Here is a 15,871-nt window from a genome sequence, read left to right as displayed (position 1 = left end):
GGCTGTGGACGGGAGCGCGGATGCTGCAGGCGGCGGAATGCCTGATCGAGGCCGAGCGGGTGCTGAACCAGGTGCTCGACGGGGTGGCGCCCGACCAGTGGCGCATCCGCGTCCCGCCGCTGCCCGACGGGCCCGATCCCGCCCGGCCCACCGCGCTCGACGCCCTGGTCCGGCACCATGTCCGGGCCAATGCGGCCTTGCCGGACCTGCTGGCCGGACGCGCGCCGGAGGGCGCGGCCGAGTTCGCGGACCTCACGGATCTCGAGCACCGGCGGGACCTGCCCGCGCTGGCCCGCGAGGTCTCGGACAAGGCCTGCGCGGCGGCCGCGGCCGTCGCCGACCCGGCGAGACCCACCGGCGACGACGGGCTTCCCGCCGGCGAGCTGCTGTGGCGGCGCGCGGTCGGCACCGCCTTCACCGCCCACGAGGTCTCCGTGCACCGCGGGTCGGTCAACCCGCTGACCGAGGTCCTGGCCCGGGCGTTGTGGGAGCACACCGAGCCGGAGGCCGCGCGCTGGCGCGAGCTCGGCTGGTTCGGCGCGCCGCTGACCCCCGTGCCCGCGGACGTGTCCTGGCGCGACCGGTTCCTCATGCTCGCCGGCCGCGACCCGCACCCCCTCTGGGACCGCTAACGGCGCTCGCGCCAGGCCCGCTCGAACGGCAGCCGCCAGGCGTTGGGCGCGATCAGCTGGTGGATCGCGTTGGGCCCCCACGAGCCGACGGGGTAGTTCTTCGCCGGCGGCGGGTCCTCCAGCAGCGGCATCGACCGTTCCCACAGCGACTCGATGCCCTCGGCCGTGGTGAACAGGGTGTGGTCGCCCCGCATGGCGTCGAGGATCAGGCGCTCGTAGGCCTCGAGAACGTCGGCGGCCGACTCGGTCTCCTGCGTGGAGAACTGCATCGACAGCTTCTCCAGCCGGAAGCCCGGGCCGGGGCGCTTGCCGTAGAAGGACAGCGAGACCTTGGAGGAGTCGGCGAGGTCGAAGGTCAGGTGGTCCGGGCCCTGGGTGCCGACCCCGGAGCCGGCCGGGAACATCGTCCGCGGCGCCTCCTTGAACGCGATCGAGATGATCCGCTCGCCCTCGGCCATCTTCTTGCCGGTGCGCAGGTAGAACGGCACGCCCGCCCAGCGCCAGTTGTCCAGCCCGACCCTGAGCGCGATGAAGGTCTCGGTGTCGGAGTCGCGGGCGACGCCCTCCTCGTCCCGGTACCCGCTGTACTGGCCACGCACGACGTCCCACGGGTGCACCGGCAGCAGCGAGCGGAAGACCTTGTTCTTCTCCTCGCTGATCGCCCGCGGCTCCAGCGCCGTCGGCGGCTCCATCGCCACGAACGCCATGACCTGCATCAAGTGCGTGACGACCATGTCCTTGTACGCGCCCGTCGACTCGTAGAAGTTGGCGCGCTGGTCCAGCCCGAGCGTCTCCGGGATGTCGATCTGGACGTGGTCGATGAAGTTGCGGTTCCAGATCGGCTCGAACAGCCCGTTGGCGAACCGGAACGCCAGGATGTTCTGCGCCGCCTCCTTGCCCAGGAAGTGGTCGATCCGGAAGATCTGCGACTCGTCGAAGACCTGGTGCACGTAGTCGTTGAGCTCGATCGCGCTGGCCAGGTCGTGCCCGAAGGGCTTCTCCATGACCACCCGGGAGCGACCGACGAGGTCGGCGTCGCGCAGCATCGCGATCACCGCCTGGGCGGCCTTGGGCGGCACCGACAGGTAGTGCAGCCGGTGCACGTCCTCGCCGAGCTTCGTCTCCGCCTCCTTCACCGCGGCGGTGAGGCCCTCGGGCCCGGCGCCCTGCGGCACGTAGGTCAGCTTGTCGGCGAAGCCTTCCCACGCCTCGTCCTGGAGCTTGTGCGTCCCGAAGTTCTGCACCGCGTGGTGGGCGAGCTCGCGGAACTGCTCGGTGGACATGTCCTCCATCGCCGTCCCGACGATCCGGACCTCGGGGGCCAGCGACGACTCGCAGAGGTAGGCGAGGCCGGGCAGCAGCTTGCGCTTGGCCAGGTCCCCGGTGGCGCCGAACAGCACGATGACGTGCGGCTTCAACGGCTCCTGGTCGCGACGGAAGGGACGCGAGCCGGGACCGGGGTAGGCGATCGACTGGGGGCGGGACTCGGGCACGCGGGGCTCCTCGGAGACGGACCGGTGGGCACGCGACGTCGGGGCCGACCCTAGCGCCTCGGACTCCCGCCGTCCCGTCCGTGATCGGGTTCCGCGCGCGGCCCGGGCGGCCACCCGGCACGATGCGGGCATGAGCACGGACACGGGCAGGGGGCGCGCGCACGATCTGGTCGTCTTCGGCGCCACGGGGTTCGTCGGGGAGCTGCTGGCCGGGTATCTCGCCGGCGCGGCGCCGGACGGCGTGCGGGTCGCGCTCGCCGGGCGGTCGCGGGAGAAGCTGGAGCGGGTGCGGGCCGGGCTGCCGGAGCGGGCCCGGGAGTGGCCGCTCGTCACCGCGGACTCGACCGACGCCCCCTCGCTGGCGGCCCTCGCCGGGTCGGCGCGCGTCGTCGCGACGACGGTGGGCCCGTACACGAAATACGGGTTGCCGCTGGTCGAGGCGTGCGCGCGGGCCGGCACGCACTACTGCGACCTGACCGGTGAGGTGCTGTTCGTCCGGGAGGCGATCGACCGGTTCGACGCCGTCGCCCGGGGGTCGGGCGCGCGGATCGTCCACTCGTGCGGCTACGACTCCATCCCGTCCGACCTCGGCACCCTGCTGCTGCGGGAGGCCGCGGGCGCCGACCTGGACCGGGTCCGGGCCGTCGCGACGGCACGCGGCGGGTTCAGCGGCGGCACCCTCGCCTCGCTGCTCGGGCACGTCGAGAGTGTGGCCGGTGACCCGGCGGCGCGACGGATCGCGCTGCGGCCGCACTCGCTGAGCCCCGACCCGGCCGCCGAGCCGGCACCCGACCAGCCGCGCGACGCCGGCCCGCCCCGCCGGGAGCCCGACGGCGCGTGGACCGCCCCGTTCGTCATGGCGCCCTACAACACCCGGATCGTGCGGCGCAGCAACGCCCTGCAGGACTGGGCCTACGGGCGGGGCCTGCGCTACGAGGAGCGCATGGCAGCCGGCCGCGGGATCGCCGGTGCGGCCACCTCCGCCGCCATCACCGGGGGCGTGGGGGCGTTGGTCGGTGCCGCGGCCTTCCCGCCCACCCGCGCACTGCTGGAGCGGGTGCTGCCGAAGCCGGGCAGCGGCCCGAGCGAGCAGGCCCGCGCCAAGGGCTTCTTCCGGCACGTCCTCACCGGCACCACCGTGGACGGCCGGACGGTCACCGCCCGCGTCGCGGGGTCGGGCGACCCGGGCTACGCCGCCACCGCGGTGATGCTGGGCGAGAGCGCCCTCTGCCTGGCCCTCGACGCCGACCTCCCCGACCGCGCGGGCTCCCTCACCCCCGCCACGGCCATGGGTCGCGCCCTGATCGAGCGCCTCCGCAAGGCGGGCCACACCTACGAGGCGTCCCTGGAGTAGCGCCCCGCACTCCCCGACGCCCTTCCGCACGCGCTCCTGGACGCGTTATGGCTCCACAACGCCTTCCAGAGGCCCGCCTGAACGCGTTATGGATCAATAGCGCGTTCTCGGGGGCGGGCTGGACACGTCATGGCTCCATAACGCGTCTCTGGACGGGCTCTGATCGCGTTGTGGATCCAGACGCGCTGCCTGACATCGCCTGGTGCGTTCTGCAGCCACACTGCGCCGGAGCGCCGACGTCGGCCGCACACCCGTTGCGTTGCGGCACAACCGCTCTGGCCGGTCCTCACACCCGCGGCTTCGGGCGGCACACCCTGTCGACGGTCCCGCCCGTCAGGCACACGGACCACCCGAGCCGACCCCCGACACCCCCTCCCGCTCGCGCCGATCGCCCTGTAGCGTGCGTCACCGTCGGAAGGAAATGACGATGACGTCACGTTCGCAGTCGTTCGACCATCCCCTCGCGGGCCTGCGGGTCCTCGAGGCCGGGGACACGCTGGCCGCGGCCTACGCGGGCCGGCTCCTGGCCGACCTCGGGGCGGAGGTCGTGCTGCTGGAGGCCCCCGAGGGCGACCCGTTCCGGAGCCTCGGGCCGTTCGCGAAGTCGGTTCCCGACGCCGAGCGCAGCGCCTCGTTCGCCTACTTCCACGCGGGCAAGCGCTCCGTCGTCGCCGACGACGGCGCGGTCCGCGCGCTCGCCGCCCGCGCGGACGTCCTGATCCGCTCCACCCGGGACGGCTCCGACCGGATCGGCGACGACCTCGTCGCCGAGCTCGAGGCTGCCCGGCCGGAGCTGGTGGTCGTCGACCTCTCGACCTTCGGCCGCACCGGCCGTGACGGCCCGCACCCCACGAACGACCTGGTCGCGCTGGCCGCAGGCGGCCTGCTGTCGATCAACTCGACCACGCTGCGCGGCCCCGACCCGCTCCCCCTGCGCTACCGCGGCGAGCTCTCGAGCGTGCACGCGGCGTGCGGGGCGGTGCTCTCGCTGCTCGGCGCCCTGTTCGAGCGCCGCCGCAGCGGGCTGGGCCAGCGGCTCGACGTCTCGCTGCAGGCCTCGGTCGCGAGCGTCCTGGCCACGGCGATGTCGCGCTACCACTACACCGGCGAGCTGCCGGTGCGGCAGGGCCACCGCAGCGTCGGGCCGTGGGGCTTCTACCCCTGCCGCGACGGCACGGTCCTCATGCAGATCACCCGCGACGAGGAGTTCCGCCGCCTGGTCGCGATGCTCGGCTCGCCGGACTGGGGCACGCTCGAGATCTTCGAGACGACCGCGGGCCGCGACGAGAACGCCGACGTCCTCGACGTGTTCGTCGCCGAGCACCTCGCGGAGTTCACCCTCGCCGAGTTCCTGGAGCTCGCCAGCGTCCACCGCATCGCGGCCGCGCCCATCCACGGCGCCCGGGACATCGTCGAGTGGGACCACCTCGCCGTCCGGGGGTCCCTCCCGCCGATCGAGCTCGGCGGCACCGCGGGCGAGACGCTCCCGGTGCCCGGCCGGCCCTGGCGGGTCGACGGCACCGTCCCCCCGCCGCGCGACGCCGCGCCGGCCCACGCCGAGGCCGACCCGTCGTCGCTGTGGTCCGGCGCCACGGAGCACCCGGCCGGCTCCGGCACCCCCGCCGAGCGCCCGCTCGCCGGCGTCCGGGTGATCGACCTGACCTGGGTGTGGGCGGGCCCGTTCGCCGCGATGCAGCTGGCCCACCTCGGCGCGGACGTCATCCGGGTGGAGACCGGGACCCGGCTGGAGACCACCCGCGGTCTCGGCCCGTACGCCGACGGCATCGTCGGGCGCGACCGGTCCGGCTACTTCAACCAGTACAACCAGGGCAAGCGTGGCATCGCGCTGAACCTGAAGACCGAGCGCGGGATGGAGCTGCTGCGCGGGCTGATCGCGACCGCCGACGTCGTGATCGACAACATGAGCGCCGGCGCGCTGGCCCGGATGGGCCTGCCGTACGAGACGCTGAAGGAGATCAACCCGCGGATCGTCGCCGTGTCCATGACGGGCTTCGGCGAGTCCGGTCCCTACCGGGACCGCACGGCCTACGGCTCGCTGATCGACGCGCTGAGCGGGATCGCGTCGTCCAACGGGGACGTCCGGGGTGGACCGACCGACCTGGTGATGTCGCTGCCCGACCCGATGGCCGGGATCACCACGGCGATCGCCACGGTGGCCGCGCTGTACCAGGCGCGGGCCGCCGGCGTGGGCGTGCGCGTCGAGACGGCGATGTTCGAGGCCTGCCTCGCGGCGTTCCCGTGGCCGGTGCTCTACGCCGGGGCGACCGGCGGCGAGGTGCCCGTCATCGGGAACCGGGACGAGCTCGCCAGCCCGCACGGCACCTTCCGCTGTCAGGGCGAGGACGAGTGGGTCGCGATCGCCTGCGAGGACGACGCCCAGTTCGCCGCGCTGGCGGTGGTCATCGGCTCCCCCGAGCTGGCCACGGACCCCCGCTTCGCCACGCTGGCCTCGCGTCGGGTGCACGAGGACGTGCTCGAGGCGCTGGTGACCCGGTGGACGGAACAGCGGATCCCGGCGGAGGCGGCGAAGGCGTTGCAGGCCAAGGGGGTCGGGGCGGAGGCGGTCGCGCGGGTGGACGAGGTGTACCGCTCCCCCGTGCTGGAGGCCCGCGGCTTCTTCCCCGCGACAGTGCACGCCGTGATCGGCGAGCGCCGGCTGCCGTCCGTCGGCTGGATCGCCTCGCGCAGCGCGATGGGGCCGCAGGGCGCCGCCCCGGCCCTCGGCCAGCACACCCGCGAGGTCCTCGCCGAGATCCTCGGCCTGTCCGACGGCGAGCTCGACGCCCTGGAGCGCGAGGGCGTCACCGTGTGACACCGCTCGGCCGGCCGCACCGCCGCGGCCGGCCGGGTGAGGGTCAGGCGATCGGCAGGTACAGCCGGCCGTCCGCCTCGCGGAAGTCCCCGGCCTTCTCGGCCATCCCGGCCTCGATCGCCTCCTGGCTCGTCAGCCCGTGCTCCTCGGCGTACGCCCGGACGTCCTGCGTGATCCGCATCGAGCAGAACTTCGGGCCGCACATCGAGCAGAAGTGCGCGGTCTTCGCCGGCTCGGCCGGGAGCGTCTCGTCGTGCATGGCCTCCGCGGTGTCCGGGTCGAGCGAGAGCGCGAACTGGTCCCGCCAGCGGAACTCGAACCGGGCGCGGGACAACGCGTCGTCACGCTCCTGTGCCCGCGGGCGCCCCTTGGCCAGGTCCGCGGCGTGCGCGGCGATCTTGTAGGTGATCACGCCGGTCTTGACGTCGTCGCGGTCGGGAAGGCCGAGATGTTCCTTGGGCGTGACGTAGCAGAGCATCGCGGTGCCCCTGCGGGCGATCTGGGCGGCGCCGATCGCCGAGGTGACGTGGTCGTACCCCGGTGCGATGTCGGTGGCCAGCGGGCCGAGGGTGTAGAAGGGCGCCTCGTCGCACCACTCCTCCTCGAGCCGGACGTTCTCGTCGATCTTGTCCATCGGCACGTGCCCGGGCCCCTCGACCATCACCTGCACGCCGTGCTCACGGGCCACCCCGACGAGCTCGCCGAGGGTGCGCAGCTCGGCCAGCTGGGCCTCGTCGTTGGCGTCGGCGATGGACCCGGGCCGCAGCCCGTCACCCAGGGAGAAGGTGACGTCGTACTCCCGCAGGATCGCGCACAGCTCGGCGAAGTGCGTGTACAGGAAGGACTCGCGGTGGTGCGCGAGGCACCACGCGGCCATGATCGAGCCACCGCGGGAGACGATCCCGGTGACCCGCCGCGCGGTCAGCGGGACGTACCGGAGCAGCACGCCGGCATGCACGGTCATGTAGTCCACGCCCTGCTCGCACTGCTCGACCACGGTGTCGCGGTAGAGCTCCCAGGAGAGCCGGGCCGGGTCGCCGCCGGCCTTCTCCAGCGCCTGGTAGATCGGCACGGTCCCGATGGGGACGGGCGAGTTCCGCAGGATCCACTCCCGCGTCTCGTGGATGTCCCGGCCGGTGGAGAGGTCCATGACGGTGTCGGCGCCCCAGCGCGTGGCCCACACCATCTTCTCCACCTCCTCCTCGATCGAGGAGGTCACCGCGGAGTTGCCGATGTTGGCATTGACCTTCACCAGGAACTCGCGGCCAATGACCATCGGCTCGGACTCCGGGTGGTTGCGGTTGGCCGGGATCACCGCGCGGCCGCGGGCGACCTCGGCCCGGACGACCTCGGCGTCGACCCCCTCGCGGAGCGCGACGAACCGCATCTCGGGGGTGGTCCGGCCCGCGCGGGCCTCGGTCAGCTGGGTCGTGCCCCGGTCCCCGGGCGTGCGCCGCGCGGGCAGCCCGCGGCGCACGTCGACCTGCACGGTCGGGTCGGTGTAGGGACCTGAGGTGTCGTACGCGTCGTGGTGCTCGCCGGTGGACAGCAGGATCCGGCGGACCGGGACCCGCAGGCCGTCGGGTCCGTCGAGGTGCGCCTTGACGGACCCGGTGATCGGGCCGGTGGTCACTGCGGCCGTGCTCGGAGCAGCGGTGGACGGGGCAGCAGGGGATGAAGACACGGACGGACGTCCTCCCTGGCCGGCATTACCCGGCCGGTTCCGCGGTCGGCGGACGCGTTCCGCCCTCTCAGCCCGTCGCGACGAGCTCCCGCTTCGTTCGGTGCGGGCTCGACCGTAGGCGCCACGCGGCTGTGCCACGATCACCCACATGAACGACGCGACGACGCGAGCCCAGGAGTTGCGGGAGCACTACGGGCGGGCGGACGTCTGCCTGGCCGCGGAGCTCTGCGACCGGCACCCCGCCGGTGACGTGGCGGCCACGCTGATCGCCGGCGACCTGTCCGCCGTCGACCTCACCTACGGCGAGCTGCGCGAACGCTCCGAGCGGCTCGCCGCCGGGCTCGCCGGGCTGGGGGTCGGCCCGGGCTCGCGGGTGGCGACCCTGCTGCCCAAGACCGCGGACCTGCTCGTCACGGTGCTGGCGGTGCTGCGGCTCGGCGCGGTCTACGTGCCGCTGTTCACCGCCTTCGCCCCGCAGGCGATCGCGTTGCGGCTGACGGCCTCCGGCACCTCCGTCGTGATCACCGACGAGACGCAGCGCCCGAAGCTCGACCCGGGCGAGGACATCCCGGCCGACGCGCCGTGGACGGTCGTGACGGTCGGGTCGGACGACTGGGCCCGGCTCACCGGCGCCTCCCCGACCGGCGCCCCGGCTGCGGTCGTCGGGCCGGAGGGCCCGATGGTGCAGCTCTACACCTCCGGCACCACGGGCAAGCCGAAGGGCGTGATCGTGCCGGCGAAGGCGCTGGCGTCGATCGTCGCCTACCAGGAGTTCGCCCTCGACGTCACGGCCGACGACGTGTTCTGGAACGCCGCCGACCCGGGCTGGGCCTACGGGCTCTACTACGCCCTGCTCGCCCCGCTGGCCACCGGCCGGCGCACGCTGCTGCTCAACGCCGGGTTCTCCGCACGGTCCACGTGGGACGTGCTGGGCCGCTTCGGGGTCACCGCCTTCGCCGCGGCGCCCACCGTGTACCGCGGGCTGCGGGCGTCGGGGATCGCCCCGCCCGAGGGGCTGCGGCTGCGCACCTGCTCCAGCGCGGGCGAGCCGCTGAACCCGGACCTCGTGACCTGGGGCCGCGAGGTCCTCGGCGTGGAGATCCGTGACCACTACGGACAGACCGAGCTGGGCATGGTCGTCGCCAACGCCTGGCACCCGGACCTTCGCGAGGAGATCCGGCCGGGCTCGATGGGCCGCGCGCTGCCGGGGTTCCGGGTCGCGGTCCTGGCGGACGACGGCGAGGACGGCGCGGCCGGCGCGGAGAAGGAGCTGCCGCCGGACACCCCCGGCCGGGTCGCCCTCGACGTGCCGGCCAGCCCGCTGCTGTGGTTCGAGGGCTACGCGGGCGGCGTCCGCGGCGACCGGTTCAGCGAGGACGGCCGCTGGTACCTCACCGGCGACGCCGGGCGCGCCGACGCCGACTGTCACCTGTACTTCTCCGCCCGCGACGACGACGTGATCATCATGGCGGGCTACCGGATCGGCCCGTTCGACGTCGAGTCGGTGCTGTCGACGCACCCGGCGGTCGCCGAGGTCGCCGTCGTCGGGATGCCGGACGAGCTGCGCGGCGAGGTCGTCGAGGCCTTCGTGGTGCTGCGCGAGGGCGCGGAGGCAGGCCCGACCTGCCGGACGAGCTCGCGCAGCTGGTCCGGACCCGCTACGCCGCCCACGCCTACCCGCGCCGGGTCCACGTCGTCGACGCCCTGCCCAAGACCCCGAGCGGGAAGGTGCAGCGCTTCCTCCTGCGGCAGCGGGAGCGCTAGCGGGGTCGACCGCGTCGGGCGGCCGCGGGCAACCCGTCGTCAGGCGCCCGGCCGCCACTCCGCCCAGGCGTCGGCGAGCAGCTCGTGGCTGCGGACCCGGTCGGCGTGGTCGGTGGTGATCGTGGTGACCAGCAGCTCGTCGGCCCCGGTCACGCGGGCGAGGGTCGCGAGCCGCTCGCACACCGTGTCCGGCGCACCGACGAACTGGGTGTCGACGCGGTCGGCCACTCCGGCCCGCTCCTCGGGTGTCCATTCCCGGGCACGCGCCTCGGCCGGCGTCACGTACGGCTGCGCGCCGCGGCCCGCGCGGATGTCGAGCACCCACTGGCCGTACGGCGCGGCGAGCTCGCGGGCCCGCTCGTCCGTCTCCGCGACGACGACGTCCGCGGACACGATCACGCGCGGCTCGGCCACCCGGCCGGGCCGGAAGGCCTCGCGGTAGGCGGCGACGGCGTCGAGCACCAGGTGCGGCACGAGGTGGTAGCTGACCGCGAACGGCAGCCCGTGCTCCCCGGCCACCCGCGCGCTCTCCCCCGGCGTCGAGCCGAGCACGACCACCTCGACGTCGGCGCCTTCCGCGGGCGTGACGTGCAGCGGCTCGCCACCGGGACCGTGCGCGGTGCCGGCGAAGTAGGCGAGGATGTCGGCGACCTCGCGGCCGTAGTCCGGCGGTTCCTGGTCCGGCTCGAAACCGAGCAGCTCGGCGAGGCAGCCGTAGAGCCACAGGTCCGACGGGACCTTTCCCGGTTTCGGGAGCAGCAGCCCGTCGACCGTGCGGGACTCGCGCGGTCGGCTGCCGCGACGGCCGTCCGGACCGTGCGTGATCAGCCGCAGGATGCGGTGCAGGTCGAACCGCCCGAGCCCCACATCGATCCGTCCCGGATGGACGGCGGCGACGGTGCCGAACTGCTCGGCCACCTGCACCGGTCGCGTGTTCGGCAGCTGCACCGCCCCGGAGCCCACCCGGATCCGCTCGGTCGCCCCCGCGATCAGGGCGACCAGCACGGGCGTGGACGACGACGCCACGCCGGTGACGAGGTGGTGCTCCGCCACCCAGTAGCGGTGGTAGCCCGCCCGCTCGGCGGCCTGCGCGAGGTCGATCGAGTTCCGCAGGGCGTCGCCGGCGGTGCCGCCCGCGGGCACGGGCGAGAGGTCGAGGACGGACAGCGGGAGCCTCATCCGGGCAGCCCGGCGTTCACCCCGGCGACCACCTCGGCGAGCACCTCGGCCCACCGCTCCGGTGCCTCCACCGGCGAGAAGTGCCCGACGCCGTCGAGCGGGCGCAGCTCCACCTTCTCGAACCAGTCGTCGAGCCGGTCGGACCACGCCCGTGGGAACAGCGGATCGTGCTCGGGCCACAGCACGGTGGTCGGAACGGTGATCCGGCTCGAGGGCGGTTCCTCGGCGAGCGAGCGCGCGATCATCCCCGAGCCGCTGCGGTACCAGCCGATCGACGCCGTGAACGCGCCCGGCGGCGAGTACGACTCGGTCAGCCGGTCGAGCCGCTCCTCCTCGACGGTGAAGCCGGGGCCCGACCAGTGGTCCCAGAAGTGCCGCAGGTAGGCGCGCACGGCGCCGGGCCGGCCGTCGACCAGGTGCTCGGGCAGCCCGAGCCGGTGGAAGTGCTGGTACCAGAACTCGGCGGCCGCCCCGGGCTCCAGCACGCGGCGGCCCGCTCCCGGCAACGGCGGGGCGAGAACCAGCGCCGCGACGCGGTCGGGGTGTTCGGTGGCGAGCGTCTGCGCGACCCGGCTGCCGACGTCGTAGCCGGCCACCACGGCACGCTCGATCCCGAGCTCGTCGAGCAGCGCGAGCAGGCTACGGGCCTGCCCCGCGGCCGCGACGTCGCCGCCGTGCTTGTCCGACTCGCCGAAGGCGCGCAGGTCCGGCCACACGACGTCGGCGGTGCCGGCCTCCGCCAGCAGGTGCGCGACCGCCGCCCAGTCCCCGCGGTCGCCGGGCCAGCCGTGGAGCAGCAGGACGGGACCGCCGGTCCCCGCCCGCTCGTACGCGAGCGCGTAGCCGTCGCCGTCCGGGGCGGTGCGTGTCGTCCCTGCCACCCGAACGACCTTACGACGTCGTCATCCGCCCGGCCCGCGGTTAGTGTCGACGGTGTGGTCCCCGGGGTACTGACGCAGCGGCGGTGGATCGACCGTTGCCTCGTCACGACCACCGGCTGTCGCGCGGGCTGATCCGCCCGCCCGTTCCTCGACCCGTTCCCAGGGAGAGCCGTCGCATGACCCCCCTGCACCTCGCCGTCGCCCTCGAGGGCACCGGCTGGCACCCCGTTTCGTGGCGCGAGCCCGAGGCCCGCCCCACCGCCCTGTTCGACGCCGGCTACTGGGCCGGCCAGGTCCGCGAGGCCGAGCACGGCCTGCTCGACCTGGTCACGATCGAGGACGGCTTCGCGATCCAGTCCTCGCGCCCCTTCGAGCCGGACGAGCGCACCGACCAGGTCCGCGGCCGGCTCGACGCGCTGCTCGTCGCGGCCAGGGTCGCGCCGCTGACCTCGCACATCGGGATCGTGCCGACCGCGGTCACCACCCACACCGAGCCCTTCCACTTCTCCAAGGGCGTCGCGACGCTCGACTACGTCAGCACCGGGCGCGCCGGCGTGCGTGTGCGGGTGTCCACGCGCCCGGACGAGGCGGCCCTCGTCGGCCGCCGCGAGATCAGCCGGGACGACGCACCGGCGCTGTTCGACGAGGCCGCGGACTGGGTCGAGGTCGTCCGCCGGCTCTGGGACAGCTGGGAGGACGACGCCGAGATCCGCGACGCCGCGACCGGCCGCTTCGTCGACCGGGACAAGCTGCACTACATCGACTTCGAGGGCCGGTTCTTCTCCGTGCGAGGCCCCTCCATCACCCCGCGGCCGCCGCAGGGCCAGCCGCTGGTCACCGCGCTCGCGCACCGCGACTACGCGTACCGGCTCGTCGCCCGCTCCTGCGACCTCGGCTTCGTGACCCCGCAGGAGACCGCCGACGTGGCGCCGATCCTGGCCGAGATCCGCCGCGAGCAGGAGGCGGCCGGGCGGGCGGAGGAGCCGCTGCACGTGCTCGGCGACGTCGTGGTGTTCCTCGACGAGAGCGCCGAGGCCGCGCAGGACCGCAAGGGCCGCATGGACTCGCGGCTCGGCCGGGAGCTGATCAGCGACGCCCGGATCGTCGTCGGCACCCCCGCCGAGCTCGCCGACCTGCTGCTGGAGTGGCAGGAGGCCGGGCTGGCCGGAGCCCGGCTGCGCCCCGGCTCGGTCGACCACGACCTCGTGCAGATCACCCGCGGGCTGGTTCCCGAGCTGCAGCGCCGCGGCGCCTTCCGCACCGCCTACGAGGCCGACACCCTGCGCGGACTGTTCGGCCTCGACCGCCCCGCCAACCGCTACGCCGCCTGACCGGCCCGGGAGGACATCGCATGCCGCGCAAGCAGATCCACCTCGCCGCGCACTTTCCCGGCGTCAACAACACCACCGTGTGGAGCGACCCGGAGGCGGGCAGCCACATCGAGTTCGACTCGTTCGTCCACTTCGCCCGGACGGCGGAGCGGGCCAAGTTCGACTTCCTCTTCCTCGCCGAGGGACTGCGGTTGCGCGAGCAGCACGGCCTGATCTACGACCTCGACGTCGTCGGGCGGCCGGACACGTTCACGATCCTGGCCGCACTCGCCGCCGTCACCGACCGGCTCGGGCTGGCCGGGACGATCAACTCGACCTTCAACGAGCCCTACGAGGTCGCCCGCCAGTTCGCCTCCCTGGACCACCTCTCCGCCGGCCGTGCCGCGTGGAACGTCGTCACCTCCTGGGACGAGTTCACCGGCGAGAACTTCCGCCGCGCCGGCTTCCTGCCCCAGGACAAGCGGTACCTGCGCGCCAAGGAGTTCCTCGCCGCCACGTGGGAGCTGTTCGACTCCTGGCGGGGCGACGAGATCGTGGCGGACAAGGAGTCCGGCGAGTTCTGGCGCCCGGCCGGCGACTTCGCGATCCGCTCGGACCAGTTCGACATCCACGGCCGGTTCCCGGTCCCGCGCAGCCCGCAGGGCCGCCCGGTCGTCCTGCAGGCCGGGGACTCCGAGGAGGGCCGGGAGTTCGCCGCCTCCGGCGCCGACGCGATCTTCACCCGGCACGGCACGCTCGAGGCGGGCCAGGCCTTCTACGCCGACGTCAAGGGCCGGCTGGCGAAGTACGGGCGCTCCCCCGAGGACCTCAAGATCATGCCCGCGGCCACGTTCGTGCTGGGTGACACCGAGGCCGAGGCGCAGGAGAAGGCCCGGCACGTCCGGTACCAGCAGGTCAGCCCGGCGACCGCGATCAAGTTCCTCGAGCAGCTGTGGAACCGGGACCTGTCCGACCACGACCCGGACGGCCCGCTGCCCACCGTCGACCCGGTCGTCGGCGAGAACACCATCTCCCGCGGCCGCGCGAGCGTGCGGATGTACCGGGACCCGATCAGGACCGCCAACGAGTGGCGCGAGCTCGCCGAGGCCAAGCACCTGAGCACCCGCGAGGTGATCATCGAGGTGACCGGCCGGCAGAACTTCATCGGCACCCCGGGCCGGGTCGCCGAGCTGCTCGACGAGTTCGTGCAGGCCGACGCCTCGGACGGCTTCGTGCTGGTCCCGCACATCACGCCCGGCGGGCTCGACGACTTCGCCGACACCGTGGTGCCCCTGCTCCAGGAGCGGGGCGTGTTCCGGACCGAGTACGAGGGCAGCACGCTGCGCGAGCACCTCGGCCTGAAGCCGGCCCCGACCACCGCGGCCGGTGACCTCGGGACCGCGGTGTCGGGCTGAGGTGTCGGGCCGCGGTGTCGGGCCGGGCGCCGGGTCAGCGCCCGTGCTGGCCGTCGTCGACCTTGATCACCGTGCCGGTGACGAGCTCCGACGCCGGCGAGCACAGGTACAGCAAGGTGCTGTCCAGCTGCTCCGGGAGCCCGAGGCGCTTGCGCGGGAACGGGTCCGCGAGGCCCTCGGCGTCCGTGTGCAGGCGCTCGATCATGCCCTCCATCATCTCGGTGAGGAAGGCGCCGGGGGCGATCGCGTTGACGTTGATCCGGTACCGGGCCCACTCGACGGCGAGCACCTCGGTCATCCGGTTCACGGCCGCCTTGCTCACCGAGTAGAGGGCCGCGGCGCCGGTCGGCTTGTAGTCGAAGGAGCCCATCGACGAGACGTTGACGATCCGGCCCGGCTGCTCGGCGGCGATCAGCCGGCGGCCGACCTCGGTGGCGAGCAGCCAGGGGCCGCGGACGTTCGTGTCGAGCACGGCGTCGACGACCTCGAGCGGCATCCGGTGCGCCCGCTTGGCGTCGGGGACACCGGCGTTGTTCACCAGGGTCGTGACCGTGCCGAGCTCGGCCTCCACGCGGTCGACCGCCGCGGGGATCTCCTCGGCGTTCGACACGTCCAGCGGTACGGGCAGGCACCGGCCGCCGCCGGCCTCGATCTCCTTGGCCAGCTGCTCCAGCCGCTCGACGCGGCGACCGGCGGCGGCCACGACGGCGCCGGCACCGGCCAGGACCTCGGCGAAGCGCCGGCCGAGACCGGACGTCGCACCGGTGACGAGGGCGACCTGCCCCTCGAGCTCACGGGACACGGGCACACCTCACGGGCGTCGACGACGGGGCGGATCGACGCTAGGCCGCCGCCCGCGATCTTGTCAAACGTTCGTTCAGGTGAGGCGGGTCATCCGACGCCACCCGAGGTCCGGGCCCCTTCCGGCCCTTGCCGGGCGGCCCGGCCACTCCGTAACTTGCAGCGTCGACGGGCCGCCGCCGTCCACCGGACACCCACCTGCGGCCCCGGGTCGACGGGAGGCCGCCAGGATGCCGGAACCGTCCGAGGCACGCGCGGCCCGCCCTGCGCCACGGGACGCGCGCTCCCTGCACGAACGGCTCGTCGACGTGCTGTGCGACGTCCGCTACCCGGCGGAGCGCTGGGAGATCATCGCCGGGGCCGCCGCCCGGGGCGCCGACCGGGTGACGGCCTACCGCCTCGCCCGCCTGCCCTACCGCACCTACCCCGATCTCGACACCGTCCTCGACACGGTGCTGGACGGCGTGACGCGGGTGGCCGTGCCGCGGCCCGGGCACGTCGACCGGTCCTGATCGGAGTCGGACC

12 protein-coding genes and 1 pseudogene are annotated in these 15,871 nt (G+C 74.0%); 8 read left to right on the top strand and 5 right to left on the bottom strand.

Annotated features, from left to right (window positions below; all coding sequences use genetic code 11):
- The first annotated feature begins 20 nt into the window (after positions 1-20).
- Positions 21-632, top strand: a complete 612-nt coding sequence (locus LWC33_RS11850; RefSeq protein ID WP_233304347.1) for a hypothetical protein — start codon at positions 21-23, stop codon at positions 630-632.
- Here LWC33_RS11850 and zwf read toward each other — a convergent pair.
- Complete coding sequence (gene zwf, locus LWC33_RS11845) at positions 629-2,125, bottom strand: glucose-6-phosphate dehydrogenase (protein ID WP_233304346.1); 1,497 nt, start codon at positions 2,123-2,125, stop codon at positions 629-631. The genes LWC33_RS11850 and zwf overlap by 4 nt on opposite strands.
- Positions 2,126-2,255: 130 nt before the next feature.
- Here zwf and LWC33_RS11840 point away from each other — a divergent pair, with 130 nt between their 5' ends.
- A complete protein-coding gene (locus LWC33_RS11840) occupies positions 2,256-3,479 on the top strand; it encodes a saccharopine dehydrogenase family protein (RefSeq protein ID WP_233304345.1) in 1,224 nt (407 codons plus the stop codon).
- Between the two features lie 427 nt (positions 3,480-3,906).
- Entirely contained in the window at positions 3,907-6,312 is a 2,406-nt protein-coding gene (locus tag LWC33_RS11835) for a CaiB/BaiF CoA transferase family protein (RefSeq protein ID WP_233304344.1), read from the top strand.
- A 43-nt stretch (positions 6,313-6,355) separates the two neighbouring features.
- Here the strand turns inward: LWC33_RS11835 and thiC are convergent, their stop codons facing one another.
- A complete protein-coding gene (gene thiC, locus LWC33_RS11830; RefSeq protein ID WP_233304343.1) occupies positions 6,356-7,945 on the bottom strand; it encodes a phosphomethylpyrimidine synthase ThiC in 1,590 nt (529 codons plus the stop codon).
- Positions 7,946-8,144: 199 nt separating this feature from the next.
- On the opposite strand from thiC, the pseudogene LWC33_RS11825 reads away from it, so the two are divergent.
- A pseudogene (locus tag LWC33_RS11825) lies at positions 8,145-9,554 on the top strand (AMP-binding protein); the annotation flags it as partial.
- Between the two features lie 65 nt (positions 9,555-9,619).
- Complete coding sequence (locus LWC33_RS36505) at positions 9,620-9,760, top strand: AMP-binding enzyme (protein WP_372476597.1); 141 nt, start codon at positions 9,620-9,622, stop codon at positions 9,758-9,760.
- 39 nt (positions 9,761-9,799) lie between these two features.
- Here LWC33_RS36505 and LWC33_RS11820 read toward each other — a convergent pair whose 3' ends face one another.
- Positions 9,800-10,939 (bottom strand): LLM class flavin-dependent oxidoreductase, encoded by a 1,140-nt coding sequence (locus tag LWC33_RS11820; protein WP_233304342.1) that lies wholly within the window; start codon positions 10,937-10,939, stop codon positions 9,800-9,802.
- Entirely contained in the window at positions 10,936-11,820 is an 885-nt protein-coding gene (locus LWC33_RS11815; RefSeq protein ID WP_233304341.1) for an alpha/beta fold hydrolase, read from the bottom strand. Before LWC33_RS11815 ends, LWC33_RS11820 begins: the two co-directional genes overlap by 4 nt.
- A gap of 176 nt (positions 11,821-11,996) precedes the next feature.
- Between LWC33_RS11815 and LWC33_RS11810 the strand changes: the two genes are divergently transcribed.
- The gene (locus LWC33_RS11810) at positions 11,997-13,151 is read left to right on the top strand and encodes an LLM class flavin-dependent oxidoreductase (RefSeq protein ID WP_233304340.1); all 1,155 of its coding nucleotides are present in this window, start codon (positions 11,997-11,999) and stop codon (positions 13,149-13,151) included.
- 20 nt (positions 13,152-13,171) lie between these two features.
- Positions 13,172-14,545, top strand: coding sequence for an NtaA/DmoA family FMN-dependent monooxygenase (locus tag LWC33_RS11805; RefSeq protein WP_233304339.1), 1,374 nt, complete (start codon positions 13,172-13,174; stop codon positions 14,543-14,545).
- Between the two features lie 34 nt (positions 14,546-14,579).
- Here the strand turns inward: LWC33_RS11805 and LWC33_RS11800 are convergent, their stop codons facing one another.
- Positions 14,580-15,347, bottom strand: coding sequence for an SDR family NAD(P)-dependent oxidoreductase (locus tag LWC33_RS11800; RefSeq protein ID WP_233304338.1), 768 nt, complete (start codon positions 15,345-15,347; stop codon positions 14,580-14,582).
- A gap of 229 nt (positions 15,348-15,576) precedes the next feature.
- On the opposite strand from LWC33_RS11800, the gene LWC33_RS11795 reads away from it, so the two are divergent.
- The gene (locus LWC33_RS11795) at positions 15,577-15,858 is read left to right on the top strand and encodes a DUF2795 domain-containing protein (protein ID WP_233304337.1); all 282 of its coding nucleotides are present in this window, start codon (positions 15,577-15,579) and stop codon (positions 15,856-15,858) included.
- Positions 15,859-15,871: the final 13 nt, after the last annotated feature.

The sequence above is a fragment of the Pseudonocardia terrae genome (assembly GCF_021343995.1).
GTDB classification, from domain to species: Bacteria; Actinomycetota; Actinomycetes; order Mycobacteriales; family Pseudonocardiaceae; genus Pseudonocardia; species Pseudonocardia terrae.
This window is presented reverse-complemented; position numbering and strand designations above follow the sequence as displayed.

Bases quoted from the DNA above. Each gene is read 5' to 3' on its own strand.
- LWC33_RS11850 (WP_233304347.1), top strand. From the start codon at position 21: ATGCTGCAGGCGGCGGAATGCCTGATCGAGGCCGAGCGGGTGCTGAAC.
- LWC33_RS11840 (WP_233304345.1), top strand. From the start codon at position 2,256: ATGAGCACGGACACGGGCAGGGGGCGCGCGCACGATCTGGTCGTCTTC.
- LWC33_RS11835 (WP_233304344.1), top strand. From the start codon at position 3,907: ATGACGTCACGTTCGCAGTCGTTCGACCATCCCCTCGCGGGCCTGCGG.
- LWC33_RS11820 (WP_233304342.1), bottom strand. From the start codon at position 10,939: ATGAGGCTCCCGCTGTCCGTCCTCGACCTCTCGCCCGTGCCCGCGGGC.
- LWC33_RS11810 (WP_233304340.1), top strand. From the start codon at position 11,997: ATGACCCCCCTGCACCTCGCCGTCGCCCTCGAGGGCACCGGCTGGCAC.
- LWC33_RS11805 (WP_233304339.1), top strand. From the start codon at position 13,172: ATGCCGCGCAAGCAGATCCACCTCGCCGCGCACTTTCCCGGCGTCAAC.
- LWC33_RS11795 (WP_233304337.1), top strand. From the start codon at position 15,577: ATGCCGGAACCGTCCGAGGCACGCGCGGCCCGCCCTGCGCCACGGGAC.